26 protein-coding genes are annotated in these 26,827 nt (G+C 62.0%); 19 read left to right on the top strand and 7 right to left on the bottom strand.

Features of this window, described 5'->3' with window-relative positions:
- Nucleotides 1–153 precede the first annotated feature (153 nt).
- From KDB76_RS00840 to KDB76_RS00795, 10 genes are all read left to right on the top strand, one after another.
- The gene (locus KDB76_RS00840) at nucleotides 154–1,053 is read left to right on the top strand and encodes a LysR family transcriptional regulator (RefSeq protein WP_038408490.1); all 900 of its coding nucleotides are present in this window, start codon (nucleotides 154–156) and stop codon (nucleotides 1,051–1,053) included.
- Nucleotides 1,054–1,489: 436 nt separating this feature from the next.
- Nucleotides 1,490–2,611, top strand: coding sequence for a Re/Si-specific NAD(P)(+) transhydrogenase subunit alpha (locus KDB76_RS00835; RefSeq protein ID WP_015268506.1), 1,122 nt, complete (start codon nucleotides 1,490–1,492; stop codon nucleotides 2,609–2,611).
- A gap of 11 nt (nucleotides 2,612–2,622) precedes the next feature.
- Nucleotides 2,623–2,937 (top strand): NAD(P) transhydrogenase subunit alpha, encoded by a 315-nt coding sequence (locus KDB76_RS00830; protein WP_003256966.1) that lies wholly within the window; start codon nucleotides 2,623–2,625, stop codon nucleotides 2,935–2,937.
- 2 nt (nucleotides 2,938–2,939) lie between these two features.
- Nucleotides 2,940–4,376 (top strand): NAD(P)(+) transhydrogenase (Re/Si-specific) subunit beta, encoded by a 1,437-nt coding sequence (locus tag KDB76_RS00825; protein WP_024087962.1) that lies wholly within the window; start codon nucleotides 2,940–2,942, stop codon nucleotides 4,374–4,376.
- A 186-nt stretch (nucleotides 4,377–4,562) separates the two neighbouring features.
- The gene (locus KDB76_RS00820) at nucleotides 4,563–6,056 is read left to right on the top strand and encodes an acetyl-CoA hydrolase/transferase family protein (RefSeq protein WP_024087961.1); all 1,494 of its coding nucleotides are present in this window, start codon (nucleotides 4,563–4,565) and stop codon (nucleotides 6,054–6,056) included.
- Nucleotides 6,057–6,429: 373 nt separating this feature from the next.
- The gene (locus KDB76_RS00815; protein WP_003256968.1) at nucleotides 6,430–6,645 is read left to right on the top strand and encodes a DUF1127 domain-containing protein; all 216 of its coding nucleotides are present in this window, start codon (nucleotides 6,430–6,432) and stop codon (nucleotides 6,643–6,645) included.
- A 306-nt stretch (nucleotides 6,646–6,951) separates the two neighbouring features.
- Nucleotides 6,952–7,269 (top strand): DUF2388 domain-containing protein, encoded by a 318-nt coding sequence (locus KDB76_RS00810; protein WP_015268503.1) that lies wholly within the window; start codon nucleotides 6,952–6,954, stop codon nucleotides 7,267–7,269.
- An 88-nt stretch (nucleotides 7,270–7,357) separates the two neighbouring features.
- Nucleotides 7,358–7,651: a DUF2388 domain-containing protein gene (locus KDB76_RS00805; RefSeq protein WP_038408488.1), complete on the top strand. Its 294-nt coding sequence runs from the start codon at nucleotides 7,358–7,360 to the stop codon at nucleotides 7,649–7,651.
- Nucleotides 7,652–7,687: 36 nt separating this feature from the next.
- A complete protein-coding gene (locus tag KDB76_RS00800; protein ID WP_003256970.1) occupies nucleotides 7,688–8,008 on the top strand; it encodes a DUF2388 domain-containing protein in 321 nt (106 codons plus the stop codon).
- The gene (locus tag KDB76_RS00795; RefSeq protein WP_038408486.1) at nucleotides 8,005–9,960 is read left to right on the top strand and encodes a DUF4105 domain-containing protein; all 1,956 of its coding nucleotides are present in this window, start codon (nucleotides 8,005–8,007) and stop codon (nucleotides 9,958–9,960) included. Before KDB76_RS00800 ends, KDB76_RS00795 begins: the two co-directional genes overlap by 4 nt.
- Before the next feature lie 127 nt (nucleotides 9,961–10,087).
- Here KDB76_RS00795 and KDB76_RS00790 read toward each other — a convergent pair whose 3' ends face one another.
- Nucleotides 10,088–10,489, bottom strand: a complete 402-nt coding sequence (locus tag KDB76_RS00790) for a GFA family protein (RefSeq protein WP_003256972.1) — start codon at nucleotides 10,487–10,489, stop codon at nucleotides 10,088–10,090.
- A gap of 267 nt (nucleotides 10,490–10,756) precedes the next feature.
- Here KDB76_RS00790 and KDB76_RS00785 point away from each other — a divergent pair, with 267 nt between their 5' ends.
- The 9 genes from KDB76_RS00785 to KDB76_RS00745 all read left to right on the top strand — a co-directional run bounded on the left by KDB76_RS00785 (nucleotide 10,757) and on the right by KDB76_RS00745 (nucleotide 21,037).
- A complete protein-coding gene (locus KDB76_RS00785; protein WP_024087959.1) occupies nucleotides 10,757–12,064 on the top strand; it encodes a CitMHS family transporter in 1,308 nt (435 codons plus the stop codon).
- Nucleotides 12,065–12,135: 71 nt separating this feature from the next.
- Nucleotides 12,136–12,906, top strand: a complete 771-nt coding sequence (locus KDB76_RS00780) for a TerC family protein (protein WP_003256974.1) — start codon at nucleotides 12,136–12,138, stop codon at nucleotides 12,904–12,906.
- Nucleotides 12,907–13,100: 194 nt separating this feature from the next.
- Nucleotides 13,101–14,759: a Na/Pi cotransporter family protein gene (locus KDB76_RS00775; protein WP_023661571.1), complete on the top strand. Its 1,659-nt coding sequence runs from the start codon at nucleotides 13,101–13,103 to the stop codon at nucleotides 14,757–14,759.
- A gap of 30 nt (nucleotides 14,760–14,789) precedes the next feature.
- Nucleotides 14,790–16,196, top strand: coding sequence for a pitrilysin family protein (locus tag KDB76_RS00770; protein ID WP_023661570.1), 1,407 nt, complete (start codon nucleotides 14,790–14,792; stop codon nucleotides 16,194–16,196).
- 123 nt (nucleotides 16,197–16,319) lie between these two features.
- Nucleotides 16,320–17,342, top strand: a complete 1,023-nt coding sequence (locus tag KDB76_RS00765) for a DUF5924 family protein (protein ID WP_015268494.1) — start codon at nucleotides 16,320–16,322, stop codon at nucleotides 17,340–17,342.
- Between the two features lie 217 nt (nucleotides 17,343–17,559).
- Nucleotides 17,560–18,693, top strand: a complete 1,134-nt coding sequence (locus tag KDB76_RS00760; protein WP_024087957.1) for an MlaE family lipid ABC transporter permease subunit — start codon at nucleotides 17,560–17,562, stop codon at nucleotides 18,691–18,693.
- The gene (locus KDB76_RS00755) at nucleotides 18,690–19,481 is read left to right on the top strand and encodes an ATP-binding cassette domain-containing protein (protein WP_023661568.1); all 792 of its coding nucleotides are present in this window, start codon (nucleotides 18,690–18,692) and stop codon (nucleotides 19,479–19,481) included. The genes KDB76_RS00760 and KDB76_RS00755 overlap by 4 nt, the downstream gene beginning before the upstream one ends.
- 3 nt (nucleotides 19,482–19,484) lie before the next feature.
- Nucleotides 19,485–20,423, top strand: coding sequence for an MlaD family protein (locus KDB76_RS00750; RefSeq protein WP_038408484.1), 939 nt, complete (start codon nucleotides 19,485–19,487; stop codon nucleotides 20,421–20,423).
- A complete protein-coding gene (locus tag KDB76_RS00745) occupies nucleotides 20,420–21,037 on the top strand; it encodes an ABC-type transport auxiliary lipoprotein family protein (RefSeq protein ID WP_023661567.1) in 618 nt (205 codons plus the stop codon). The genes KDB76_RS00750 and KDB76_RS00745 overlap by 4 nt, the downstream gene beginning before the upstream one ends.
- A 142-nt stretch (nucleotides 21,038–21,179) precedes the next feature.
- Here KDB76_RS00745 and KDB76_RS00740 read toward each other — a convergent pair whose 3' ends face one another.
- The 6 genes from KDB76_RS00740 to KDB76_RS00715 form a co-directional block, all read right to left on the bottom strand.
- Nucleotides 21,180–22,409: a spore maturation protein gene (locus KDB76_RS00740; RefSeq protein ID WP_023661566.1), complete on the bottom strand. Its 1,230-nt coding sequence runs from the start codon at nucleotides 22,407–22,409 to the stop codon at nucleotides 21,180–21,182.
- A 177-nt stretch (nucleotides 22,410–22,586) separates the two neighbouring features.
- Complete coding sequence (gene gltP / locus KDB76_RS00735; RefSeq protein WP_003256981.1) at nucleotides 22,587–23,915, bottom strand: glutamate/aspartate:proton symporter GltP; 1,329 nt, start codon at nucleotides 23,913–23,915, stop codon at nucleotides 22,587–22,589.
- A gap of 744 nt (nucleotides 23,916–24,659) precedes the next feature.
- Nucleotides 24,660–25,130 carry an inhibitor of vertebrate lysozyme family protein gene (locus KDB76_RS00730; protein ID WP_024087956.1) on the bottom strand — a complete coding sequence of 157 codons (471 nt, stop codon included), beginning with the start codon at nucleotides 25,128–25,130 and terminating at the stop codon, nucleotides 24,660–24,662.
- A 2-nt stretch (nucleotides 25,131–25,132) separates the two neighbouring features.
- Nucleotides 25,133–25,294 (bottom strand): DUF1328 domain-containing protein, encoded by a 162-nt coding sequence (locus KDB76_RS00725; RefSeq protein WP_003252966.1) that lies wholly within the window; start codon nucleotides 25,292–25,294, stop codon nucleotides 25,133–25,135.
- Nucleotides 25,295–25,335: 41 nt separating this feature from the next.
- On the bottom strand, nucleotides 25,336–25,626 hold the full coding sequence (locus tag KDB76_RS00720) for a hypothetical protein (RefSeq protein ID WP_013970327.1): 291 nt from the start codon (nucleotides 25,624–25,626) through the stop codon (nucleotides 25,336–25,338).
- A 174-nt stretch (nucleotides 25,627–25,800) separates the two neighbouring features.
- On the bottom strand, nucleotides 25,801–26,622 hold the full coding sequence (locus KDB76_RS00715) for a BON domain-containing protein (RefSeq protein WP_023661565.1): 822 nt from the start codon (nucleotides 26,620–26,622) through the stop codon (nucleotides 25,801–25,803).
- Between the last annotated feature and the right edge of the window lie 205 nt (nucleotides 26,623–26,827).

Raw genomic sequence — 26,827 nt, 5'->3', positions numbered from 1 at the left:
TCCTCGAAATAGGGGGCAGTTTCTTGTGCCTTTGAGCCTAGGCCTGATCGGCCGCCGGGACAAACGAGGATTGCGCACCAATTAGTGATAATTTGTCACTTCGTAAATCGGCAAAACGCCATATTGACAGCCTTACGAGTGAGGTTGACGTACATGCGCCGCAAGATCCCCAGTACCGCCGCTCTGGTTTGCTTCGAGGCGGCGGCGCGCAACGAGAGCTTTACCAAGGCCGCCCAGGAACTCGCCCTGACCCAGGGTGCCGTCTGTCGGCAGATAGGCGGCCTGGAAGCCTTCCTCAATGTGGAACTGTTCCGCCGCTCGCGCCGCGGCGTGAAGCTGACCGAAGCCGGCCTTTCCTACAGCCGCCAGGTGGCTGCCCAACTGGACGCGGTAGAGCGCGACACCTTGTCGGTAATGCGCCAGCAGGGCGCCAACGTGATCGAGCTGGCCGTGGTGCCCACCTTCGGCACCCAATGGCTGCTACCGCGGCTCAAGGACTTCCAGCAGCGCCACCCGGAGGTCACGGTCAACCTCACCAACCGCACCCGGCCATTCCTGTTTGCCGACACCACCTTCGATGCCGCTATCTACTTCGGCGATGCCGACTGGTCCGGCACCCAGTCGCACCGGCTGATGGGGGAAAACCCGGTACCGGTGTGCAGCCCGTCGCTGCTGGACGGGCAGGGCTCACTCGACGCTCAGCGTATTGCCCAACTGCCGTTGCTGCAGCAGAGCACGCGCCCCTATGCCTGGCGGCAATGGTTCGGCAGCGTCGGCATGAATGTGGAACGCGACATGACAGGCCCGCGCTATGAACTATTCTCGATGCTCGCCCAGGCGGCCATGCATGAGATGGGCATCGCCCTGATTCCACCGTTCCTGATCCAGCGCGAGTTGGAGGAGGGTAGGTTGTTGGTCGCTAACAGGCATGCCCTGAGTAGTGACAAGGCCTACTATCTGATGATTCCGGAGCGCAAAGTGGAGTCGGCTTCGCTACGCGCCTTCCGTGACTGGCTGGTAAGCCAGGCCCAGGCGTACACGGCCAAGACGTGAGCAGTCATGATAAATTGACTTCGTAGTCAATTATTTTTAACACCTACAGATATATGTATTTGTCGCATATACATAAACTGTTATGCCGTAGCAAAAATCCGCTTTAACCCTGCTTACGGCGCGGCTTCGCGGGTTATTTTGCGACATTCACCAAGCCGTAAGCGAATCAACCGCAAATTTTTTGTTTTTTTCTCCTAATCTGCCAATAGCCTATATTTGACAGGCTGCAGCCTGGCCGTTGCGACATACGGTCACAGGGTGACTTGTAGTTTTGACTTCGTTTCGCTCCAGAACCGGTTGAAGGCCTCTGGCTTCGTCTGCAAAATGCTTCGCCCGCCCGGGATTCGGCGGGTCGGCGCTCCACAGCCGCCCCAGCGCACCATCCGAAGTGCGCTGGCTTTTAAAAAGACAAAAGGTCACCGCAGGAGAAATAGTCGTGCACATTGGTGTTCCTCTCGAGACGCAGACCGGTGAGACAAGGGTCGCTGCGACCCCGGAAACCATCAAGAAACTGATTGGCCAGGGCCATCAGGTCACCGTCCAACGGGGGGCAGGGCTCAATGCCAGCATTCCGGACAGTGCCTATGAGGCCGTGGGTGCTTCCCTGGGGAGTGCAGCCGATGCCTACGGCGCCCAATTGGTGCTCAAAGTGGTCGCCCCCAACGACCAGGAACTGGCCCTGATCAACAGTGGCAGCCTCCTGGTGGGCATGCTCAACCCCTTCAACAGCGAGCTGATCGGCAAGATGGCCGAGCGCGGCATTACCGCGTTCGCCCTGGAAGCCGCGCCGCGCACCTCGCGGGCGCAGAGCCTGGACGTGCTGTCGTCGCAGGCCAACATCGCCGGTTACAAGGCGGTGTTGCTGGCTGCCCATCACTACCCACGCTTCATGCCCATGCTCATGACCGCCGCCGGTACCGTCAAGGCCGCGCGCGTGCTGATCCTGGGCGCGGGCGTTGCCGGCCTGCAGGCCATTGCCACGGCCAAGCGCCTGGGCGCGGTGATCGAGGCATCCGACGTACGCCCGGCCGTGAAGGAGCAGATCGAGTCGCTGGGCGCCAAGTTCATCGACGTACCCTACGAAACCGATGAAGAGCGCGAATGCGCCGAAGGTGTCGGCGGTTATGCCCGGCCGATGCCGGCAAGCTGGATGCAACGCCAGGCCCAGGCCGTGCACGAGCGCGCCAAGCAGGCGGATATCGTCATTACCACTGCGCTGATCCCGGGGCGCAAGGCGCCGACCCTGCTCAGCGCCGAAACCGTCGCGCAGATGAAGCCCGGCTCGGTGGTCATCGACCTCGCAGCAGCCCAAGGCGGCAACTGCCCACTGACTGTCGCCGACCAGGTGGTACAGGAGAACGGCGTGATCATCGTTGGCCCGACCAACCTGCCGGCCCAAGTGGGCGCCGATGCCTCGGCACTGTATGCACGCAACCTGCTGGACTTCATGAAGCTGCTGTTCGACAAGGACGGCGCGCTGGTCATCAACCTCGAAGACGACATCGTCGCGGCCTGCTTGATGTGCCGTGATGGTCAGGTCGTCCGCAAGAACGGCTAAGGAGCACGACAATGGAAGACATGCTGATTTCCCATGGCATCTACAACCTGATCATCTTCGTGCTGGCCATCTATGTGGGCTACCACGTGGTGTGGAACGTCACCCCGGCACTGCACACTCCGCTGATGGCCGTGACCAACGCCATCTCTGCAATCGTCATCGTCGGCGCCATGCTGGCCGCCGCCCTGACGGTGACCCCGGCCGGCAAGCTGATGGGCACCCTGGCAGTGGCCCTGGCCGCAGTCAACGTGTTCGGTGGCTTCCTGGTCACCCGTCGCATGCTTGAGATGTTCAAGAAGAAAACCAAGAACGAGGCGCAGAAGTAAGCATGAGCATGAATCTGGTAACGCTCCTCTACCTCGTCGCCTCGGTGTGCTTCATCCAGGCGCTCAAGGGCCTGTCGCACCCGACTACCTCGCGGCGCGGCAACCTGTTCGGCATGATCGGCATGGGTATCGCCATCGTCACTACGGTCGGCCTCATCTATAAGCTCGGGGCCGAGCTTGCCACCGCCGGCATCGGCTACGTCCTCGTTGGCTTGCTGGTCGGCGGCACCGCCGGTTCGATCATGGCCAAGCGCGTCGAGATGACCAAAATGCCGGAACTGGTCGCCTTCATGCACAGCATGATCGGCCTGGCAGCGGTGTTCATCGCCATCGCCGCGGTGCTGGAACCGCAATCGATGGGCATCGTTGCCGCCATGAGCGACCCGATCCCCACCGGCAACCGTCTGGAGCTGTTCCTCGGCGCAGCCATTGGTGCCATTACCTTCTCCGGCTCGGTGATCGCCTTCGGCAAGCTGTCGGGCAAGTACAAGTTCCGCCTGTTCCAGGGCGCACCGGTACAGTTCACCGGCCAGCACAAGCTGAACCTGATCCTCGGCCTGACCACCATCGCCCTGGGCCTGCTGTTCACCTTCACTGGCCACTACAGTGCCTTCACCCTGATGCTGGTATTGGCCTTCATCATGGGCGTGCTGATCATTATTCCGATCGGGGGCGCCGACATGCCGGTGGTGGTGTCGATGCTTAACAGCTATTCGGGCTGGGCAGCGGCCGGTATCGGCTTCTCGCTGAACAACTCGATGCTGATCATCGCAGGCTCTCTGGTCGGCTCGTCCGGTGCCATCCTTTCGTACATCATGTGCAAGGCGATGAACCGTTCGTTCTTCAACGTCATCCTCGGTGGCTTCGGTGGTGATACCGATGCTGGCGCGGCGCAAGGCTCCAAAGAGCAGCGCCCGGTGAAGTCTGGCTCGGCCGACGATGCCACCTTCCTGCTCAGCAACGCCGACAGCGTGATCATCGTCCCTGGCTACGGCCTGGCGGTGGCTCGCGCCCAGCATGCGCTCAAGGAACTGACCGAGAAGCTGAGCCACAACGGTGTGACCGTGAAGTACGCGATCCACCCGGTGGCCGGCCGTATGCCAGGGCACATGAACGTGCTGCTGGCGGAGGCCGAAGTGCCGTACGACCAAGTGTTCGAGATGGAAGACATCAACGCCGAGTTCGGCCAGGCCGATGTGGTGCTGGTGCTGGGCGCCAACGACGTGGTCAACCCTGCGGCGAAGAACGACCCCAAGTCGCCGATCGCCGGCATGCCGATCCTCGAAGCGTTCAAGGCCAAGACCATCATCGTCAACAAGCGCTCCATGGCCAGCGGCTATGCCGGCCTGGACAACGAACTGTTCTACCTCGACAAGACCATGATGGTGTTCGGCGACGCCAAGAAAGTCATCGAAGACATGGTCAAGGCGGTGGAGTGACAACGCCCGCTGCAAACCAGTTGATATAAAGGAAGCCCCGGTCAGAATCTGCCGGGGCTTTTCTTTTATTGATCCGGATCAACGGCTCTATTCCAAGGCTTCTCATACGACCATGGTCGTGGGACGGCAAGGGGCGAAGTCTCTAGACTGCGCTGCAGTAGTTTCAGTAGCCCGAGATAACAATCCATGTACCGTGATCGTATCCGCTTGTCCTCCCTGCACAGCAAGGTAATGAGTGCGGCTGATGCCGCTGGTCTGATCGAGGACGGCATGACCGTCGGCATGAGCGGTTTCACCCGCGCCGGCGAAGCCAAGGCCGTACCACATGCACTGGCCGAACGTGCCAAGCAGTCGCCACTGAAAATCAGCCTGATGACCGGCGCCAGCCTGGGCAACGACCTGGACAAGCAACTGACCGAGGCCGGCGTGCTGGCTCGCCGCATGCCGTTCCAGGTCGACAGCACCCTGCGCAAGGCCATCAACGACGGCCAAGTGATGTTCATCGACCAGCACCTGTCGGAAACCGTCGAGCAACTGCGCAACCAGCAGTTGAAGCTGCCGGACATCGCGGTCATCGAAGCCGTGGCCATCACCGAGCAGGGCCACATCGTGCCAACCACCTCGGTGGGCAACTCCGCCAGCTTCGCGATCTTCGCCAAGCAGGTGATTGTCGAGATCAACCTCTCGCACAACACCAACCTCGAAGGCCTGCACGACATCTATATCCCGACCTACCGCCCGACCCGCACGCCAATCCCGCTGGTCAAGGTCGACGACCGTATCGGCAGCACCGCCATCCCGATCGACCCGGCCAAGATCGTCGGCATCGTCATCAGCGACCAGCCGGACTCGCCGTCCACCGTACTGCCTCCGGATGACGAAACCCAGGGCATCGCCGACCACCTGATCAACTTCTTCAAGAAAGAAGTCGAGGCCGGCCGCATGACCAACAAGCTCGGCCCGCTGCAGGCCGGTATCGGCAGCATTGCCAACGCAGTGATGTGCGGCCTGATCGAGTCGCCGTTCGAAGACCTGACCATGTACTCCGAAGTACTGCAGGACTCCACCTTCGACCTGATCGACGCCGGCAAGCTGAGCTTCGCCTCGGGCAGCTCGATCACCTTGTCGACCCGCCGCAACGCCGACGTGTTCGGCAACCTGGAGCGTTACAAGGACAAGCTGGTACTGCGCCCGCAAGAAATCTCCAACCACCCGGAGGTGGTCCGTCGCCTGGGCATCATCGGTATCAACACCGCGCTTGAGTTCGATATCTACGGCAACGTCAATTCCACACACGTGTGCGGTACCAAGATGATGAACGGCATCGGCGGCTCGGGTGACTTCGCCCGTAACGCCCATCTGGCCGTGTTCGTCACCAAGTCGATTGCCAAGGGTGGGGCGATTTCCAGCGTGGTGCCGATGGTCAGCCATGTCGACCATACCGAGCACGATGTGGACATCCTGGTCACCGAGCAAGGCTTGGCCGACCTGCGCGGCCTGGCGCCACGCGAGCGCGCCAGGGCGATCATCGACAACTGTGTGCACCCGGACTACCGCGCAGCACTGAACGACTACTTCGATCGCGCCTGCCAGCGTGGCGGCCATACCCCGCACATCCTGCGTGAAGCCCTGAGTTGGCACGAGAACCTGGAAGAAACCGGGCGCATGCTGGCTAGCTGATACAGATGTGGTACGGAACGGCGGCCCTGCTCCCGCTGTTCCGGCTTCTTCACATGCTCGCTAGCGAATGGGCCATAACAGTCCAACCCGTCTATCAAGATACCTGGTCGCCGTTACTCAGTTAATCTGTACTACTGTACTGGTAATTTCACGCCTTCCTGGCAGACAAATACCTTTATTTTAATGAAAATGCACCAAATAAGGGCATACCAGTACAGTTACGCCAGTTTCGAGTGCAACAGTAGGGTTACACAGTTAACTGGACCATCGTCTTTCAACTGAACTGTATCTACTGTTATGGACGACAGAGGAGGATCATTGGCATCAGTTAAATCACTACCTAATCCCGCCATAAGCGGAAGGATGAAACATCATGGAACGTACCCTCAGTTCCGGTCTGGTTTTTGAAAGCAACGCCCAACAATCCAACGCTTCGCTGCCGCTGCGCGCTCTGTCCACCTTGCTGCTGTGGCAGCGCCGCATGGCCAGCCGCCGTCAACTGGCTCGCCTGGACGCCCGCCTGCTGGCCGACGCCGGTATCAGCGAGTCGCAGCGTTACGAAGAGCTGAGCAAGCCATTCTGGCGCTAAGCTCCGGCTTGCCGGCTTCGGTCGGCACCGCGAATTCCCGAAACCCGTTGCAGGTGACTGCGACGGGTTTTTTGTTTGCAGGCGGCATGCCAGAGCCTTTTACAAGCGAACCTGTACAGTTTTAAAAATCATAAAACAGACCAGAACAGTTTATTGGTGCGCTGTTCATTAACATCCAGAAACACCGGCGCATGATACGCTTGGCGTAACAGTCTGGTAGAACGCACTGTTGAAAAGTAACGCGACGAGCTGTGCGAGCGTCCGATAAAGCAGAACCACCCGACCCTAGTCCAGGAGTCCACGATCATGTCCCGTAAATACCTGATTGGCGCCGCCCTGATGCTGAGCCTGGCCGGCACCGCAAACGCCACCAGCTTCGTTGTCACCACCGACGCCGTCGTTGGCGCAGTGGCCGCGTCCACCGATGCCACTTCCGATATTTCCTCCTCGTTCCGTGACGACAAGATCGTCCAGGCCGCCCGTGACGACGCCGCCAGCTTCGTTGGCAGCCAGGGCGACATCCGCGGTGCCAAGCTGGAAAGCGCTTTCCTGCACATCCGCTCGCAGATGCCAACCCTGCAGGCCAGCGACGCGCAACTGGCCCAGGCCATTCTGGCGCTCTGACCCCGCCTGAGCCGTTCAGCTGTGCTGGTCACCACCAGCACAGCCGTACTCACCATTGCCGCCCACGTTTCCAGCTGTTGTAGAGCCCATGCGTTATCTGTTGCCGTTGCTGTTCTCCGTTATTGGCATGGCCAGCGCCCATGCCATGGATACCACTACGCAAAGCCTGGTCATCACCGGCTATGTCACCAGCCAGATCACCAGCGCACCGTTCGACCGCAAACTGGTCCGCCAGGCCCAGGACGATGCCGCTGCCTTCGTCGCCAGCGACGGCCAGATCCGCGGTGCACGGCTGGAGGCAGCACTGGAATCATTACGCCACAATTGCGCACGGCATACCGTCGGCGATCTGGAACTGGCGCAAGCAATTCTCGTCCAATAATTAAATCTGACTCCCTGTATTTTTCGGAGATGCTCCATGCGTAAACCGCTGATTGCCGCTACCCTCGGCATGCTGCTGCTGGCCGACCTGGCCCAGGCACAGACCCTGGTGGCCACCAGCAATATCATCGTGCGCGCCTTTGGCCGTTCGATCGATTTCACCTCTGACACCACCACTTCGATCCGCGATTCAAAAGTGGTGCGCGAAGCCCATGACGACGCCGCCAGCTTTGTCGCCAGCAACGGTGACATCCGCGGCGCCCAGCTTGAGGCTGCCTTCAACACCCTGCGCGAGCGCGTGCCGCAAGCGCGTGACGCCAGCGACCAGGTACTGGCTGAAGCCATCCTCGCGCTGTGAACCGCGTGCGCGCCTGGCTGCTCGGCTGCGCCCTGACGCTGCTCGGCACGCCCGCCCTGGCCGACCTGCAGCTTGAGCTGCAGGCGTCCGGCCTCGATTCACAGCAGGCCCTGGCCACTCAGGCTCTGCTCGACGAAGCCATGGGCAAGCTGCCCCCCAGCTTCAAGCAAAAGCTGAACCGCCGAGTGCGGGTCAACTGGAGCGACAATATGCCGGCCGACGCCTATGGCCAGGCATCGCTGGTCTCTACCCTCGAACTCAATCGTCGCCTGCTGCCCAGCCTCACCGATGGCAGTGCAGCCACCGAACGCACCAACCGCCCGCATGGCACGGTGCGAGAAGAACTGCTGGCCACCGTGCTGCACGAACTCACCCATATCTATGACCGTGCCCGGCTGTGGCCCAGCGCCGAGAACGCGCTGATCGCCCGTTGCAAGCGCCAGCAAGGTACGTTGGGCAAGGTCGGCCTGCCCGAAGCATGCCGTGGCCAGGCCGAGCGCCGCTTCACCCTCAGCGACGACCCGCGCCTGCTCGACCTGGCCGGCTGGCAGCAGTACGTGGGCCGACGCGGCGAGCGCGAGCAGCACAACGGCCAGTTCGTTCGCAGCCCCGACAGCTATGAACTGAGCAGCCCCAAGGAGTACATCGCGGTCAACATGGAGTACTTCCTCCTCGACCCGAGCTACGGCTGCCGCCGCCCGGCGCTGAACCAGTACCTGCGCGAACACTTCGGCTGGGCACCACAGCAGGACAGCTGCGCCAAGGGCCTGCCGTTCATCAATGCCGGCAGCGACTTCGGCCGCCAGCCGCTGGGCGAAATCGACCCCGAGCGGGTCTATGAGGTGGACTACCTGCTGGCCGAAGCCAACCAGAACCTGGTCAGCCGCTGGGGCCACAGCATGCTGCGCCTCGTGATCTGCAAGCCGGGCCGCCCACGCGGGCCGGACTGCCGCCTGGACCTCGACCAGAGCCTGGTGCTGTCGTACCGCGCCTTCGTCAACGATGTACAGCTTTCCAGCTGGGACGGCCTGGTCGGTGCCTACCCCTCGCGTCTGTTCGTGCTGCCGCTGGGCCAGGTGATCGACGAGTACACCAAGACCGAACTGCGCAGCCTGGCCTCGGTGCCCTTGCGGCTCGACCGCGACGAGATCGAGAACCTAGTGCGTCAGGCCGCCGAAATGCACTGGAGCTACGATGGTAACTACTGGTTCCTGTCCAACAATTGCGCAGTAGAGTCGTTGAAGCTGCTGCGCAGCGGCACCGCCAACCCGCGCCTGAACGACCTCGACAGCATCATGCCCAATGGCTTGCTGGCTGTGCTCAAGGGCAGGGGGCTTGCCGACACCAGCGTGCTCGACGACCCCCGCGAAGCGTTGCGCCTGGGTTATCGCTTCGACTCCTACCGTGACCGTTACCAGGCCATGTTCGAGGTGTTGAAGAAGCAGTTGCCAATAAAGCAGGACAAGGTCGAGGACTGGCTGGCCCTGGACGCCGAGCAACGGCGGGCCTGGTTCGCCCAGGCCGACCTGCGTACCAGCGCCGCCTTGCTGCTGCTTGAACAGGCCAGCATGCGCCGGCAACTGCTGCTGGCCCAGGACGAGGTCAAGCAGCGTTACCTGAACGCCGCCGCGCTGAAGGATGGCAGCGTCAGCAAGGCCGATGCGACCCTCAGGCAGATGCTTGCCAACAGTGGCTTCCTCAGCCGCCCGGCAGAGTTGCTCGACAGCAAGGGCTACGGGCTGCCGCAGCCGCAGGAGCGCAAGCATCTGGAGCAGGTCAGCAGCGAGCGGCAAGCGCAGTTGCTGCGCTTGAGCACGAGCCTCGACAAAGAGGTGAGGGCGCTGCTGGAGCCGTCGCGGGCCAAGGAAATTGTGGCGGTGGAAGCCAATGTGAAGCAGGTGGGCGAACATCTGCGGGCGCTGCACAAGGCCGCCGGTGGCCTGCAATTGTAACGTCCACTGTGCCGGTCTCTTCGCGGGCATGCCCGCTCCCACAGGATCTGTACAACACCTGAGATCTGCGCCGTCACTGTGGGGAGCGGGTTTACCCGCGAAAGGGCCGGCACAGACAGCACAAAGCCTACAGGTTCTCCTCGGCCTCCGAAGGCAAATCCTCATCCAGATGCAACCAAGGCAACCGGCTACCCACCCAGATATGCCGGTTGGCCCTGACCCGTTCCGGGTGGTCCAGCGTCGCCACCGTCACATCCACCGTCTCCGGGCTATGTGTAGTCACCAACGCCACATGCGCCCCGCAATGCCCACAAAAGTACCGGCTGCAACTGGCCGGCGCCACATAGCAGTTCGGCTCGCCCGCCAGCCACCGGAACCCCGAGCGGGGCAGGGTGAGCCAGGTCACCACCAGCCCGCCACTGACCCGCCGGCAGATCGAACAATGGCAATGGGCAATGTCCGTCAGGTCGCCCTCCAACCGATAACGCAAGGCGCCACAATGGCAGCCACCCTCGGTCACATCCTGCATCACCTACCTCTCGTCACCTTTGCTTCGGCGAAAGCTGGCTGAAAGCTTGCCCTCATAGGATAGCCCCCACTACCGGCACAAGACCGGTCAGCCAGGGCACCCGGTAACCACCGCGCCCGGCCCAATCAACAACAACAATGGTGATTCTGATGTATTCCTGTGCCCGACTTTCCGTAGCCCCTCTCCGCATGCTCCCTGCACAGCGCCAAGCGCGCTGATCCGCCCGAATCGACGTTCCTTTCGCCGCGCCACGCCTGGAGTATTGCCATGCTGACCTTCCTCGGCTTTGCCATGGTCATCACCTTCATGTACCTGATCATGACCAAGCGCCTGTCGGCCTTGATCGCGCTGATCCTGGTACCGATCCTGTTCGCCCTGTTCGGCGGTTTTTCCGCCAAGATCGGCCCGATGATGCTCGAGGGCATCAGCAAGCTCGCACCTACCGGCGTGATGCTGATGTTCGCCATCCTCTATTTCGCCCTGATGATCGATTCCGGCCTGTTCGACCCGGCCGTGCGCAAGATCCTCAAGCTGGTCAAGGGCGATCCGCTGAAAGTGTCCGTCGGCACCGCGGTACTGGCCCTGGTGGTCTCGCTCGACGGTGACGGCGCCACCACCTACATGATCTGCTGCGCCGCCATGCTGCCAATGTACAGTCGCCTGGGCATGAGCCCGCGGATCATGGCCGGCCTGATCATTCTCGCCGGCGGGGTAATGAACATGACCCCCTGGGGTGGCCCGACCGCCCGCGCCGCCAGCGCCCTGCACGTGGACCCGTCGGACATCTTCGTGCCGATGATCCCCGCCATGCTGTTCGGTGTGCTGGCGATCCTGGCCATCGCCTACATGTACGGCAAGCGCGAACGTGCCCGCCTGGGCGAGTTGCACCTGCCCACCGACGACATCGACCACAGCCAAATTACCGTTTCGCAGTACCCGGACGCGCGCCGGCCAAAATTGCTGTACTTCAACGGTGCCCTGACCGCTGCCCTGATGGTCGCGCTGATTGCCGGCGTGTTGCCGCTGCCCGTGCTGTTCATGATCGCCTTCAGCATCGCCATGATCGTCAACTACCCGTGCCTGCAGCAGCAGAAAGACCGCATCGCCGCCCACGCCGGCAGCGTGCTGGCGGTCACCGGGCTGATCTTTGCCGCCGGCATCTTCACCGGCATCCTGTCGGGCACCGGCATGGTCGACGCCATGTCCAAGAGCCTGCTGTCGGTCATCCCCGAGGCGTTGGGCCCATACCTCGCGGTGATAACCGCGATCGTGAGCATGCCGTTCACCTTCTTCATGTCCAACGACGCATTCTACTATGGCGTGCTACCGGTGCTGGCCGAAGCTGCCAGCCACTACGGCATCAGCCCGGTGGAAATGGCCCGTGCGTCGATCGTCGGGCAGCCGGTACACCTGCTAAGCCCCCTGGTACCCTCCACCTACCTGCTGGTGGCCCTGGCCGGGATCGAGTTCGGCGATCATCAGCGCTTTACCTTGAAGTGGGCAGTGCTGGTGTGCCTGTGCATAATGCTCGCCGCGCTGCTGATGGGGATTTTCCCGCTGTTCAGTAGTCTTTAATAAACACGTATTTCCCTAACGCGACGCGCCCGGATCCGGGCGCGTCGCCTTTACCGTTCGAAGGAAGACACATGGAATGGCTGACCAGCCCGGAAATCTGGGTTGCCTTTTTTACCCTTACCGCGCTTGAGATCGTCCTCGGTATCGACAACATCATCATGATCTCGATTCTGGTCAGCCGCATGCCCAAGCACATGCAGCCGCGCACCCGGATCTTCGGCCTGGCCCTGGCAATGGTCACTCGTATCATGCTGCTGCTGTCGATCACCTGGGTCATGCGCCTTACCGCCGACCTGTTCGTGGTCCTGGGCCAGGGCATCTCCGGGCGGGACCTGATCCTGTTCTTTGGTGGCCTGTTCCTGCTGTGGAAAAGCTCGCAAGAGATCTATCACGGCCTGGAAGGCGAGGACGAAAACCCGGAAGAACCGAAAGGCGCGGGTGGCAAGTTCTTCTACACCATCATCCAGATCGCCATCATCGACATCGTGTTCTCGCTGGACTCGGTGATCACTGCGGTGGGCATGGTGTCCCACGTACCGGTGATGATCGCCGCGATCATCGTCGCCGTGCTGGTGATGATGCTGTGCGCTGGCACCATCAGCGATTTCATCGACAAACATCCGTCGTTGAAAATGCTCGCACTATCGTTCCTGATCGTGGTCGGTACCGTGCTGATCGCCGAATCTTTCGACGTACATGTGCCTAAAGGCTATGTCTACTTCGCCATGGCGTTCTCGCTGGCGGTGGAAGCCATCAACATCCGCATGCGAACTGCCTTGGCCCGCAAGAACGGCAAAGAGCACGAGCCAGTGAAACTGCGCAAGGACATTCCGGGTCAATAAGATCAGGAAGTGCAGGACAAAGGGCCCTTCGGGCCCTTTTTTCATTTCCGCCATATTTCAAACAAATGACAGCCATGCGAAGCTGGCGACAGCTCCGCAGAACAACTAAAGCTTTGAGTGAGCACTGAAAATTCTTCAAATGCTCACGCTTCGTCTCTTGGCCCTCTGGGCCAATGCAACAGGGGGCCGTCGCCATGCTGACCCTGCTCAACCTGCTCTCGGCCGTTACGCTTCTGGTCTGGGGCACCCACATCGTGCGTACCGGCATACTCCGGGTATTCGGCTCGAGCCTGCGGCGCATCATCAGCCAGAACATGAGCAAACGCCCGCTCGCGTTCGTCGCAGGCATTCTGGTCACAGCCCTGGTGCAAAGCAGCAACGCCACAGCCATGTTGGTCACCTCGTTCGTCGGCCAAGGCCTGATGGCCATGACCCCGGCCTTGGCAATCATGCTCGGCGCCGACGTGGGTACCGCGCTGATGGCCCGGGTGCTGACCCTGGACCTGTCCTGGCTGTCGCCGCTGCTGATCTTCCTGGGTGTGATCTTCTTCCTCTCGCGCAAGCAGACGCGGGCGGGCCAGCTGGGCAGGGTAGGGATCGGGCTTGGCCTGATCATCCTGGCACTTGAGCTGATCGTGCAGGCAGCTACACCGATTACCCACGCCCAGGGCGTGAAGGTGCTGTTCGCTTCGCTCACCGGCGACATCATGCTCGACGCCCTGGTCGGCGCACTGTTCGCCATGATTTCCTATTCCAGCCTGGCCGCCGTGCTGCTCACCGCGACACTGGCCGGCGCCGAAGTGATCAGCCTGCCAGTGGCCATCGGCCTGGTGGTGGGCGCCAACATCGGCAGCGGATTGCTGGCCTTCATCAGCACCAGCATGCAGAACGCCGCTGGACGCCGTGTGGCCCTGGGCAGCCTGCTGTACAAGCTGATCGGCTTGCTGCTGATCATCCCAGTGCTGCACCCGCTGGTGGGTTGGATGGACTCACTGAGCTTCAGCCCACAGGAGCTGGTCATCGGCTTCCACCTGCTCTACAACACGCTGCGTTGCCTGATCATGCTGCCCACGGTCAAACCCATGGGCAGGCTGTGCAACAGCCTGCTGCCCGAACGGGAAAACGGCAACGGCCAGATTCGCCCGCGCCATCTCGACACCTCGGCGCTGGAAACACCCAGCCTGGCCCTGGCCAACGCCTCCCGCGAAACCCTGCGCCTGGGCGATATCGTCGACAGCCTGCTCGAAGCCATGCTCGGTGCCCTGCGCGGTACCCAGGCCGCCTTGCCGCAGCAGGTCCGCGCCCTGGGCGAGGACGCCGAAGCCTTGTACAGCGCGATCAAGCTGTACCTGGCGCAGATTTCACGTGAAGGCCTCAGCGAACAGGACAACCGCCGCTGGGCAGAAATCATCGAACTGGCGATCAACCTCAAGCTGGCCTGCGACCTGATCGAGCGTATGCTGCGCAAGGTCCAGCAGCAGAAAACCAGCCAGCGCCGGGAGTTCTCCCAGGTGGGCCTTGAAGAACTCACCGGCTTGCAGGAACAGCTGCTGGCCAACCTGCGCCTGGGTTTGTCGGTGTTTCTCAGTGCCGACCCGGAAAGCGCCCGTCTGCTGCTGCGGGAAAAACGCCGATTTCGCGCACAGGAACGGCGCCTTGCCCACGCCCATGTCAGCCGCCTGCAGCGCAAGGTAGTGCAAAGTATCGAGACCAGTTCGCTACACTTGGAGCTGATCGCCGACATGAAACGGTTGAACTCTTTGTTCTGTAGCAGTGCCTATGTGGTACTGGGCGGCTCGGACACGGGCGGGCTGATGCTCGACAGCGTGCCGGACGAAGCCCGCCTGCCGTGATTTCGCCTACCTGAGGACCCAAGCTCGCCCATGCGTTGCCTGATGTTCGTATGCCTGCTGATCTGCAGCCTGCCCTCATTCGCCCTCGACCGCTCGCGAGTTGAAGGTTACCTGTTGCCCAACGGCCTGCAGGTCATCCTGAAAAACGGCTATGAACGTGACCATGTAGCGATTCGTCTGGTGGTCGGCGTCGGCCTGGATGACTTCAATTGCGAGCAGAAAGAGCTGCCGCACCTGCTCGAGCACCTGCTGTTCAGCGGCATCGACGCAACCGGCGAGGGTGGCCTGGAAGAGCGCCTGCAATCGCTGGGAGGCGAGTGGAATGCCTACACCAGCAGCGCCGACACCACCTTCGTCATCGAAGCCCCGGCGCGCAACCAGCGCAAAGTCCTCGACCTGCTACTGGCGGTGATCCACGAAACCCGCATAGATGCCAAGGCCCTGGCCACCGCCAAGCGCATCATCGAGCGTGAAGATGGCGGCCATTATGGCCACCTGCAGCGCTGGCTCGACCGCCAGGACATCGGCCACCCCGCCAGCGACCAGTTGGCCACCGAGCTAGGCCTGAAATGCCCGGAGCGCTCCAACCTCGACGACATGACCCTGGAGCAGGTGAACACCTTGCGTGACCGCTGGTACGCGGCCAACAACATGACCCTGATCGTGGTCGGCGGCCTCGACCGCCTGCTGCCGGCCTACCTGGAGCGCACCTTTGGCGAATTGCCCGCCACCGAGCCGGAGGAGCGCCGCACCCTGGAAAGCATCGGCCAGCAAGCTGAACAGCGCCGCGACCTGACCCGCGGCTGGCTGGGCGACAGCGTCAAGCTGCACTGGCTGTTCGTCGAGCCGGTGCTAGACAACGACCATCAGGCCACCCTCGACCTGCTGTCGCACTATCTGGATTGGGCGCTGTATGACCAGCTGCGCTTGCGCAACGGGTTGTCCTACGGCCCTTCGGCACAACGCGAGAGCTTCGGCGACACTGGCCTGCTGAGCCTCAATGCCGACCTGGAGCGCGAGGACGTCGACCAGGCGGTCGAGGTGATGCAGAAATTGTTCGATCACCTGCGCAAGGAAGGCCTCGACCCGGACACCTTCGAGCGCATCAAGTACGCCAGCGTCGCCAAGGAAAGCTGGAGCACCCAGGGCAACAGTGCCTTGGCCGACTACTATTGGGGCGCGCTGAACGACTATAGCGACGGACGCTTCGCCAACCCGGTGCGCAAGCTGCGGCAGGTCAGCCTGGCGCAGGCCAACGAGGCGCTGAAGGAACTGCTCAAGGAAGATGGCTATGTGCGTATCGAAAAGCCGTTGCTTGGCTATGATGAACTCTATGGGCTGGTTGCCTTGCTGTTGGGGCTGATCCTGGCAGCGGGGCTGTTGCGCTGGCGTCGGCATGGTCCGGAAAAACCGAGCGGTGCTACACGCGAGCAGTGAAACGACGGTATCCTTTTGCCAGTACCGGCCCATTCGCGGGTATCGCAACGCGGTCCCTGTGGGAGCGGGTTCACCCGCGAAGAAGCCGGCACAGCCACCATATCCTTTCTGTTGTAGCCCCCAATGCCCCAAATCCCCCACATCGTCCAGCGCATCATCGAACTGCTCAAACGCTACCCCGGCATCATCGCGCTCGGCGGTTTCCTCTCCGGCATCGGCAGTTTCATACTAGTCGACCGCCAGGCTGGCCTTGCCAGCTGGGTAGCTGTGCTCATGCTGGTCAGCTGGCTCTGGCTGATGCTGGAAAACACCCTCACCGGCCTGTTCGCGCGCACCTTCAACCGCGAAATACCGCAGCCATTGCTGCGCTATGCGACACAGATGATCCACCAGGAATCGCTGTTCTTCGTACTGCCGTTCTTCTTCATCACCACCACCTGGAACAGCGGCCAGTTGGTGTTCACCGGCCTGCTTGGTGCCGCCGGGCTGATTTCGATCATCGATCCGCTGTACTACAAGTGGCTGGCACCGAGGCGCTGGCTGTTCCTGGCGCTGCATACCCTGACCCTGTTCGCCGCCCTGCTGACCGCGCTGCCGATCATCCTGCACCTGACCACCGCGCAAAGCTTCAAGCTGGCCCTTATCGCAGCCATGGCCCTGTCGTTTCCCAGCCTTGCCAGCAGCTTCCCGATCAACAACTGGCGCCGTGCCGTGGCCCTGGTGCTGGTCACCCTGTCGGTCGGCGGCGGGGGCTGGCTTCTGCGCTCCTGGGTGCCACCAGCAACCTTGTGGATGACCGAAGTGGCGGTCAGTACCGAAGTGCTGAACCGCCAGCCGGGCGATTCGCTGCACGAAATTGCCGCCAGCCGCATCCGTAGCAGCGGCCTGTACGCCTACACCGCGATCAACGCGCCACGCGGTCTGAACGAGCGGATCTATCACGTGTGGCAAAAGGACGGCCAGGAAGTTGATCGCATTGCCCTGGACATCCATGGCGGGCGCAAGGAAGGCTACCGGGCCTGGACCCACAAGCAGAACTTCCCGCCGAACCCGGTGGGCAAGTGGCAGGTGAGGGTACTGACAGAGGATGGGCAGGTCATCGGTGTGCTGCGCTTCAAGGTGGTCGATGACGCGCCCGCAGGGTGAGTGTAAGGGGCCCCTTTGCGGCCCATCGCCGGCAAGCCAGCTCCCACCGGGCCAGCGATAACCCGCTCCATGTGGGAGCTGGCTTGTCGTGGCGACGAACCGCGGCGATGGGCTGCAAAGCAGCCCCCAAGGTCCGTGAAGACAGCACATAATCACCAAACAGCCCATGCCCGCTGCGCTATGATCAGGCCCTAAGCCTTAGCGCCGAGTCAGTAGCATGGAGCCGATGACCACCCCCAGCGCCACCCTGGACACCAGTAGCCAACCGGCCTGCCTGCGCATTACCGGTGACTGGACCCTGGCGCACTACGCCAGCCTCAAGCGTGAGAGCGAGCGCCTGCGGGCGCAATATGCTGCCGATACCGTCGCCGACCTTAGCCAACTGGGACGCCTGGATACCGCCGGTGCCTCGCTGCTGGCCGAACTGCTCGGCTCCGAACGTCTGTCCCGCTGCACCCATGGCCTGCCCGAAGCCAGCCGCGCCCTGCTCAAGAATGTCTACTGCTCGGTGCAGGACTACTGCATTCCGGTCAAGGAACCCGAGCGTAACGTGCTGCTGTTGCTTCTAGAGCGCATCGGCTGCGCCGTTGGCAACTTGTGGCAAGACACCCTGCAGGTGCTCGGCTTCGTTGGCCTGATCCTCGAAACCCTGCTACGCCGTGCCCTGCAACCCCATCGCTGGCGCTTTACCCCGGTTGTGGCGCACATCGAACAGACCGGTCTGGACGCCGCGCCCATCGTCGCCCTGCTGACCTTCCTGGTGGGCGCGGTGGTGGCCTTCCTCGGCGCCACGGTGCTGGCCGATTTCGGCGCAACCATCTTCACCGTCGACCTGGTGGCATTCTCGTTCCTGCGAGAGTTCGCCGTGCTGCTGACCGCCATCCTCATGGCCGGCCGCACCGCCAGCGCGTTCACCGCTCAGATCGGCTCGATGAAGGCCAACGAAGAAATCGACGCCATCCGCACCCTGGGCCTGAACCCCATGGAGCTGCTGGTGGTGCCGCGCGTACTGGCGCTGCTGATTTCGCTGCCCTTGCTGACCTTCATCGCGATGATCTGCGGCATCGTCGGCGGCGCGGTGGTGTGTGCGCTGACACTGGACATCTCGCCAGCCATGTTCCTGTCGCTGCTGCAAAGCGACATCGGCGTGCAGCACTTCCTGGTCGGCCTGGCAAAGGCACCGTTCTTCGCCTTCCTGATCGCCTCGATCGGCTGCCTGGAAGGCTTCAAGGTCAGCGGCAGCGCCGAATCGGTGGGCGCGCACACCACCTCGGCGGTCGTGCAGTCGATATTCGTGGTCATCGTGCTGGATGCGGTGGCTGCGCTGTTCTTCATGGAGATGGGCTGGTGAATGGCCAGGAACGTGTGATCGAGGCCCGGGGCATCTGTAACCGCTTCGGCCGTCAGAGCGTGCACGAAAACCTCGACCTCGACCTGTATCGCGGCGAGATCCTCGCCGTGGTCGGCGGCTCGGGCAGCGGCAAGTCGGTGCTGCTACGCAGCATCATTGGCCTGCGGCGGCCCGACGAAGGGCAGATCAAGGTGTTCGGCCAGGACTTGGCCGGCCTGCGCGAAGAGCAGCGCTCACTGGTCGAACAGCGCTTCGGCGTACTGTTCCAGAAAGGCGCGCTGTTCTCTTCACTGACCGTCACCGAAAACGTGGCATTGCCACTGATCGAGCACGCAGGGCTGTCCCGCGCCGATGCCGAGCACCTGGCCGGAGTTAAGCTGGCCTTGGCCGGGCTGCCGATCTCGGCCGCCGACAAGTACCCGGCTTCGCTTTCGGGGGGCATGATCAAGCGCGCGGCGCTGGCTCGTGCCCTGGCACTGGACCCGGACATCCTGTTTCTCGACGAACCCACCGCCGGCCTGGACCCGATCGGCGCCGCCGCCTTCGACCAGTTGATCCTGACCCTGCGTGACGCCCTGGGCCTGTCGGTATTCCTCATCACCCACGACCTCGACACCTTGTACACCATTACCGACCGCATCGCAGTGCTGTCGCAGAAGAAGGTCCTGGTGGCCGGCCCGCTGGCCGAGGTCGAGCAGACCGACGACGCCTGGATTCAAGAATACTTTCATGGCCCACGCGGGCGCGCAGCCGAGCAGGCCGCCACCCGTGCCGGGCAGGAGCGCTGAGCAATGGAAACCCGAGCCCATCACGTTCTTATCGGCCTGGTCACCGTCCTGGTGGTGGCCGGCGCCATGCTGTTCGGCATGTGGCTGGCCAAATCGAGTGTCGACGACGCCTTCAAGGACTACGAAGTGGTGTTCAACGAAGCCGTCTCCGGCCTATCCCGCGGCAGCCCGGTGCAGTACAACGGCATCAAGGTAGGCGATGTGTCCACCCTGCGCCTGGACCCGAAAGACCCGCGCCGGGTACTGGCACGGGTGCGCCTGAGCGCCGACACCCCGGTGAAGGAAGACACCCAGGCCAAGCTGACCCTGGCCGGCGTGACCGGCAACTCGTTCATCCAGCTCAGCGGGGGCACCCCGCAAAGCCCCGAGTTGAAAGGCAAGGACGGCAAGCTGCCGGTGATCATCGCATCGCCCTCGCCAATCTCGCGCCTGCTCAATGACAGCAGCGACCTGGTGACCAACATCAACCTCCTGCTGCATAACGCCAACCAGATGTTTTCCGAGGACAACATCGGCCACCTCAGCAACACCCTGTCCAACCTCGACAAGACCACCGGCGCCTTCGCTGGCCAGCACGGCAGCATCACCCAGGCCATCGAGCAGCTGGTGCAGGTGGGCAAGCAGGCCAGCGCCACCCTGGCCGAAACCCAGGCACTGATGCGCAATGCCAACGGCCTGCTGGGCAGCGAAGGCAAGCAGGCAATCGGCAGCGCCGAGCAGGCCATGCAGTCACTGGCCGAGAGCACCGCCACCATCAACCGCCTGCTCGAGGACAACCGCGAAGCCATCGGCGACGGTGCCCAGGGCCTGAACCAGCTGACCCCGGCGATTCGCGAGCTACGCGAAACCCTAAACGCACTCAAAGGCATTTCCCGGCAACTGCAGGCCGACCCTAGCGGCTACCTGCTCGGCCGCGACAACAACAAGGAGTTCCAACCATGAAACCGTCGCTGCGCCTGCTGGCCCTGGCGGCCGCACTGAGCCTGGCCAGTGCCTGCTCGATCCTGCCGCAGAGCGAGCCCGTCGACCTGTACCGTCTTCCGGTGAACCAGCCCGGCCGGACGGCGCCGGCGCTGGACTGGTCATTGCGCCTGAACAAGCCGCTGGCCAGCGAAGTGCTGGCCGGGCCACGGATTGCAGTGATTCCCCAGGGCGATGTGGTCAGCAGCTACAAGGGCGCGCGCTGGAGCGACGCAGTGCCGGTGCTGCTGCGCAACCGCCTGCTCGACGGTTTCCAGCGTGACGGCCAGGTACAACGCCTTAGCGCCGACGACAGCAACCTGCAAGCCGACTACGAGTTGGCTGGCGAGCTGCAGGCGTTCCAGACCGAATACCGCGCGGGCGGGGCGGTGGAGGTGGTGATCCGCTATGACGCACGCCTGGTCCAAGGCCGCAACCAGCGCATTCTGGCCAGCAAACGCTTCGAAATCCGCCAGCCGCTGGCCGACAAGCAGGTGTCAGCGGTGGTTGCCGGCTTCGGGAAAGCCTGCGACCAGCTGACCGGGCAGGTGGTGAGTTGGACCATTGCGCAAGCAGCCAGCGTTCCCGCTCACTGAACCCCTGCCTGCTTTTTGTGGGAGCGGCCTTGTGTCGCGAAAGGGCCGCGAAGCGGCCCCGGCATTCTTGCATGAGCGCCGAAATCCTGGGGCCGCTGTGCGGCCCTTTCGCGACGCAAGGCCGCTCCCACAAGGGTCCGCGTCAGGCGAAGAACCAGTAGCAGACGAATATCGCCGCGATCACACCGGAAAACTCCGCCAGCAAGGCGCAGCCGACGGCATGGCGCACGCGCTGGATACCCACCGCACCAAAGTAAACCGCCAGCACGTAGAAGGTGGTTTCGGTACTCCCCTGAATCGTCGCCGCCACCAGCGCCGGGAAGCTGTCCACACCGTGGGTCTGCATGGTCTCGATCAGCATCGCCCGCGCCGCACTGCCGGAGAACGGTTTGACCAGCGCCGTGGGCAAGCCCTCGACGAAGCGGGTGTCCAGGCCCAGCCCAGTCACCGCATGACGAATACCGTCCAAGGCCAGCTCCAGGGCGCCTGAGGCCCGCAATACACCCACCGCCACCAGCATCGCCACCAGGTAAGGCAACAGGCCCTTGGCCACATCGAAACCTTCCTTGGCGCCTTCGACAAAGGCTTCATACACCTTGACCCGCTTCAAGGCGCCGATCACCAGGAACAGGGTGATCACGCCAAACAACGTGAGGTTGCCCAGGATCGACGAAAGGCTGGCCAGCGCGGCCGCCGAAAGGGTGCCGAGAAAGGCCATGAAGCCGCCCAGCAGCAAGGCACCGGGAATCAGGTAGGCAAGCACTACCGGGTCCCACAGGCGCAGGCGCTGCATCACTGCCACCGACAGCAGGCCGACCAAGGTGGAGACGCTGGTGGCCAGCAGGATTGGCAGGAACACTATGGTCGGGTCCGCCGCACCTTGCTGGGCCCGATACATGAAGATGGTCACAGGCAGCAGGGTCAACGACGATGCGTTGAGCACCAGGAACAGGATCTGCGCGTTGCTCGCCGTGGTACTGCTGGGGTTCAACTCCTGCAGCGCGCGCATGGCCTTCAGGCCGATCGGCGTGGCGGCGTTGTCCAGCCCAAGGCCGTTGGCGGCGAAGTTCATGGTGATCAGGCCCAGGGCCGGGTGGCCGGGCGGAACTTCCGGCATCAGCCGGGCAAACAGCGGGCCGAGCACCTTGGCCAGCCACTCGACGATGCCAGCCTTCTCGGCGATCTTGAGAAAGCCCAGCCACAGGGTCAGCGTGCCGAACAACAGCACCATCACCTCGACCGACAACTTGGCCATGGCGAATATGCTCTCGACCATCGCCGCGAAGATGCTGGCGTTGCCGCCTATTAGCCATTGGACCAGGGCGGACACTGCCGCCACCAGGAAAAAGCCAAGCCAAAGGCCGTTGAGCATCCGTGTGTTCCCCCTGAAAAATGCCCGAATGATAGCGTATCGGGGCGCATGGCTGGAGACCGCAGACCTGACACAGGGATCGCGCAGGCCTCGAGAAAAGGGTCCGCGAGCAGCCTGGAATCTCACAGGCAACAAAAAGCCCCGACAGGTCGGGGCTTCTTGTTCAGCTCATCAGGCTCAGCGCTTGGCAGCTTCGCCAACCATGGCCGCTTCCTGCTTGCCGGCCATCAGCGAGGCGTAGTACTTCTCGCCCTTGGCGGCGTCGTACATGCCTTCCCAGCGCGCGATGACCAGGGCTGCCAGGGCGTTGCCCACAACGTTCAAGGCGGTACGAGCCATGTCCATGATGCGGTCGACACCGGCGATGAAGGCCAGGCCTTCCAGCGGGATACCCACGCTGCCCAGGGTGGCCAGCAGCACCACGAAGGAAACACCCGGTACGCCAGCGATACCCTTGGAGGTGACCATCAGGGTCAGCACCAGCAGCAGCTGCTGGCTCCACGACAGGTCGATACCGTACAGCTGGGCAATGAAGATGGCCGCGATGCTCTGGTACAGGGTCGAGCCGTCGAGGTTGAACGAGTAGCCGGTCGGTACCACGAACGAGCAGATCGACTTCGGAGCACCGTACTTCTCCATCTTCTCGATCACGCGCGGCAGCACGGTTTCCGAGCTGGAGGTGGAGTAGGCGAGAATCAGCTCATCTTTCATGATGCGCATGATCTTGATCACCGAGAAGCCGAACAGGCGGGCAACCAGGCCCAGCACCATGAAGGCGAAGAAGGCGATGGCGAAGTACACCAGTACCACCAGCTTGGCCAGCGGCAGCAGCGAGCTGAACCCGAAGTTGGCCACGGTCACGGCGATCAGGGCGAACACGCCGATAGGGGCGTAGTTCATGATCATGTGGGTGACCTTGAACATAGTCTCGGAAACCGCCTGGAAAGTACGCACCAGCGGGTCGCGCAGCTCTGCCTGCAGGCTCGACAGGCCCAGGCCGAACATCACCGAGAAGAAGATGATCGGCAGCATTTCGCCACGCATCAGCGCTGCGAAGATGTTCGACGGGATCAGGTTCAGCAGGGTTTCGATGAACGCATGCTCATGCTGCACCTCGGCCGCGGTAGCCTGGTACTTGGAGATGTCCACTGTACCCAGGGTGCTCATGTCGATGCCGGCGCCCGGGTGGAACAGGTTGGCCAACACCAGGCCGACGACGATGGCGATGGTGGTCACCACTTCGAAGTAGATGATGGTCTTCAGGCCGATGCTGCCCAGTTTCTTCGCGTCGCCAACCCCGGCGATACCCACGATCAGCGACGAAATCACGATCGGGACGACGATCATCTTGATCAGGCGAATGAAGATGTCACCAGCGGGCTGGAGGACGTTGCTGATCCACCATGCCTTTTCTGCACTGAAATGATTCAGTAGAGCGCCGATTGCAACACCCAGGACCAGACCGATGACGATCTGCCAGGCGAGGCTCAGTTTTGCCTTCTTCATGTCTTTACCCTTTGTTCTAGTGGTCATGGGCACCCAACGGAAACGCGCGTAACAGAGCCGTTGGCTAGGTCACGGGCAGCAGCTGCTTCCGTCCGGCGACTTCATGTAAGGACACCGCAGGCGAGCGACAGGGGCGCTCGGCCGGCGAAAAAGGCGGCAACTATTGCGATGGCAAAGGGGGAAATCTAATGCCGGAAACGCATAGCCCATGCCGTTTATGCATAACATTTCTGACCAAAACGGAAGGTTTGCAAGTGCTTGATTTATAACGTTCGGAATCCCGAACAAGACCAAGCCGCCATATTTAGGCAGATTTGGCAGGGTATAAATGGCATTGAAGATGGCTTGTTCGACAATCCGAATGGCTGAAATGCCGCTTGAACAAGCGCTGGGGGGATCGAAAAAAATTTGATGTACGGTCGAGACAAAATGTGTCCCGAAGAAGAAATCGCGCAGGAAGAGAGGTTTCCTACATGGCTCCTCGGAAGTCAGGTCTGGTCAGGTGCCTTGATGCCCCCCCCGACCTGAAACTTCCGATTCCGCCTTTCCTGACCCGGCCCATTGCTGGAGGCACTCCCTGTACCCCTAGGCCACTCCGATCCTGCAACAATCAGAACAGCCCGGCCCCTTGGTCATGTGCAGCCCCTCCTCGGGGCGGCGCATCATAGAAGGCTGAAATATAGAAAGGTTCAGCTTCTATTACGTGACAGTGCATGACCTTTCATCCGTACCACGTACAAACGCTCAGTACCAGTTCGGGTCACGCTTGAGCTGCTCCTGCAGCATCGCTTTCATGCCATCGTCCGGCTCACCCAGCCAGCGGTACTGTGCGTGGCGGGTGGGCGACTTGTCATGCGGCAGACCTTCGGGCACCTCCACGAGCATCCCGTAGGCATCATCCTTGTCCCAGCTGAACGCCACGATCAGGCGCTTGTAGGTGCAGTTGTCCTTGCCTTCGCACAACGGGCCGACCAGGTACTTGTCGCCGTCCTCGGTAACTGCAGACATCTGCTGCTGGGAACTGCCGGTCAGATTGACCACCCAGTCAGGCAGGCGTTCCTCGCCTTTGATCGTGTCCTGCCAGGTTTCCCTGTACTCCGGGTCCGAGCCGAGCAACTGGTCGACCCGGACCTGGCCGTCATTGGCCGCCATCGCCGCTGCACTGCCACCCAGTACCAGGGCGGCAGCCAGGGCTGTCCAACGCTTCCTGCCCATCTTCAACCTCGTCCACGTCCAAAGAAGAAGGAGGCTACGAACAGCACCAGGAAGACAATGAACAGAATCTTCGCGATACCCGTGGCAGCGCCCGCGATACCACCGAAGCCCAGTACGGCGGCGACAATGGCGATGATGAGGAAAGTGATAGCCCAACTCAGCATGGTGGTTCTCCTTTCTTTTTCGGAATCGGTTCAGCCGGCGGTCAGAACACCCAGCGGTCCTGGGGTACGACATTTTCCAAGGTGGCCGGTGACGCAGTGGCCTGGCCGGTTGGCAGCGGGTCGGCGGCCTTGACCAGGGTGTTGGCACGGGTTGCCTGAATCTGCGTCAATAGGGCGGTCTGCGCCGCCACTTGCTCGGCCAGGCGTGCGGTCTGCCAGCTGTAATAGAAGAGGCCAGCGGCCAAAGTCAGTACCAGCGCCAGGCTGAGTGACAACACCTGGCGCAGGGGCAGTGCGGCGCTCTGCAAGCGGTTGACGGATTGGCAGTTCATGCCGGCTCCTCCTGCTGTAATTCTTGTTCAAACCTGAATAAGTAATTGCAGCCTGCATGCCAGCCTTTTGATTCAAATAAAATCCTTTGAAATCAAGCGTTTAAACAGGAAAACAATAATCGACAGGGACGTATCCTGCACGATGCCGTCCGTGGGGTCGTGCGAATTGCACGATCAACCTTCGACCTTGGTCGCTACCTTGAGCAGGTCCGCGTCCACCCCACGCACGCCGATGATCTGCCTAGCGATTTCCACGGCGATGGTTTTCTGCTCGCTGCTGACCACTTCGCCTGAAAGCCGAACCAGCCCCTCTTCACTAGCCACTTTCAGGTTCAGGCCATCGAGGTTGCGGCTGAAGCGGTAGCTGTTCTGGATCTTGTCGATGATCCAGCTGTCACTCGGCTGCGGCCCGGTCGGCAGCCCAATCGGAGCTTCCCGGGCCTTGGCCATGGCGGCGGTATCGAGGCTGACCAGGTTGTTGACCAGGTGCACGCCCTCCGTGGTGCGCGCCACCACGCCGGCCAGCTCCTTGGCCTCGGCACTGTCGACCTTGCCGCGCAGGGTCACCACACCTTCGCTGCTCTGTACATCTATAGGTGCCTTCTCGGTTATGCGGCTCCATAGCAGCCGAGCACGGATCACGGCGGCCAGGGTGGCATCCTCCAGGCGCTGGGCGTAGGCACGCAACGCCAGCGGGCGCTCCACCAGCTGGGCATTGACCCGCAGTTGGTTGTCAACTTGCTCGATGCCACGGGTAGCCAGAGCCACATGCTCTGCCAGCTGGCGCTCGACGTCGTTCTCCACCTCACCGGAAAGCCGCGCCTGCTTGCCATCCACCTCGACCTGAATACGGAACGGGTCGAGCATACGGTTCAGCGACAGGGCAGTTTGCAAGGCCCCCTCCAGGCGGGCGTCTTGCACCGGATCGGCGAATACCGGCGTGAACACCGGTAGCAGTGTGGCTGCCAACATGGCGGCTCGGATGGAAAAGGGCATGGCAGTGCCTCCTTTTGTAGGCAAAAACTGAAAATCCTCGCAACCAATGTGCCACCGTGCGCCTCTAAGAAAATCATCTGGAAAGCGCGGCCTCCACGCGCTGATTGGCCAGTGGCTAGCATGCAAAGGACAGGTTCCTTCACAATGGACCATGCAACTTGCCCGATTTTTCCCACACTAAATGAAGATCTTTCCTAAAGGAGCG

Source organism: Pseudomonas sp. JS425, assembly GCF_018223845.1.
Taxonomy (GTDB): domain Bacteria; phylum Pseudomonadota; class Gammaproteobacteria; order Pseudomonadales; family Pseudomonadaceae; genus Aquipseudomonas; species Aquipseudomonas asiatica.
Note: the sequence above shows the minus strand (reverse complement) of the source record. Positions and strands in the feature narration are given on the sequence as shown.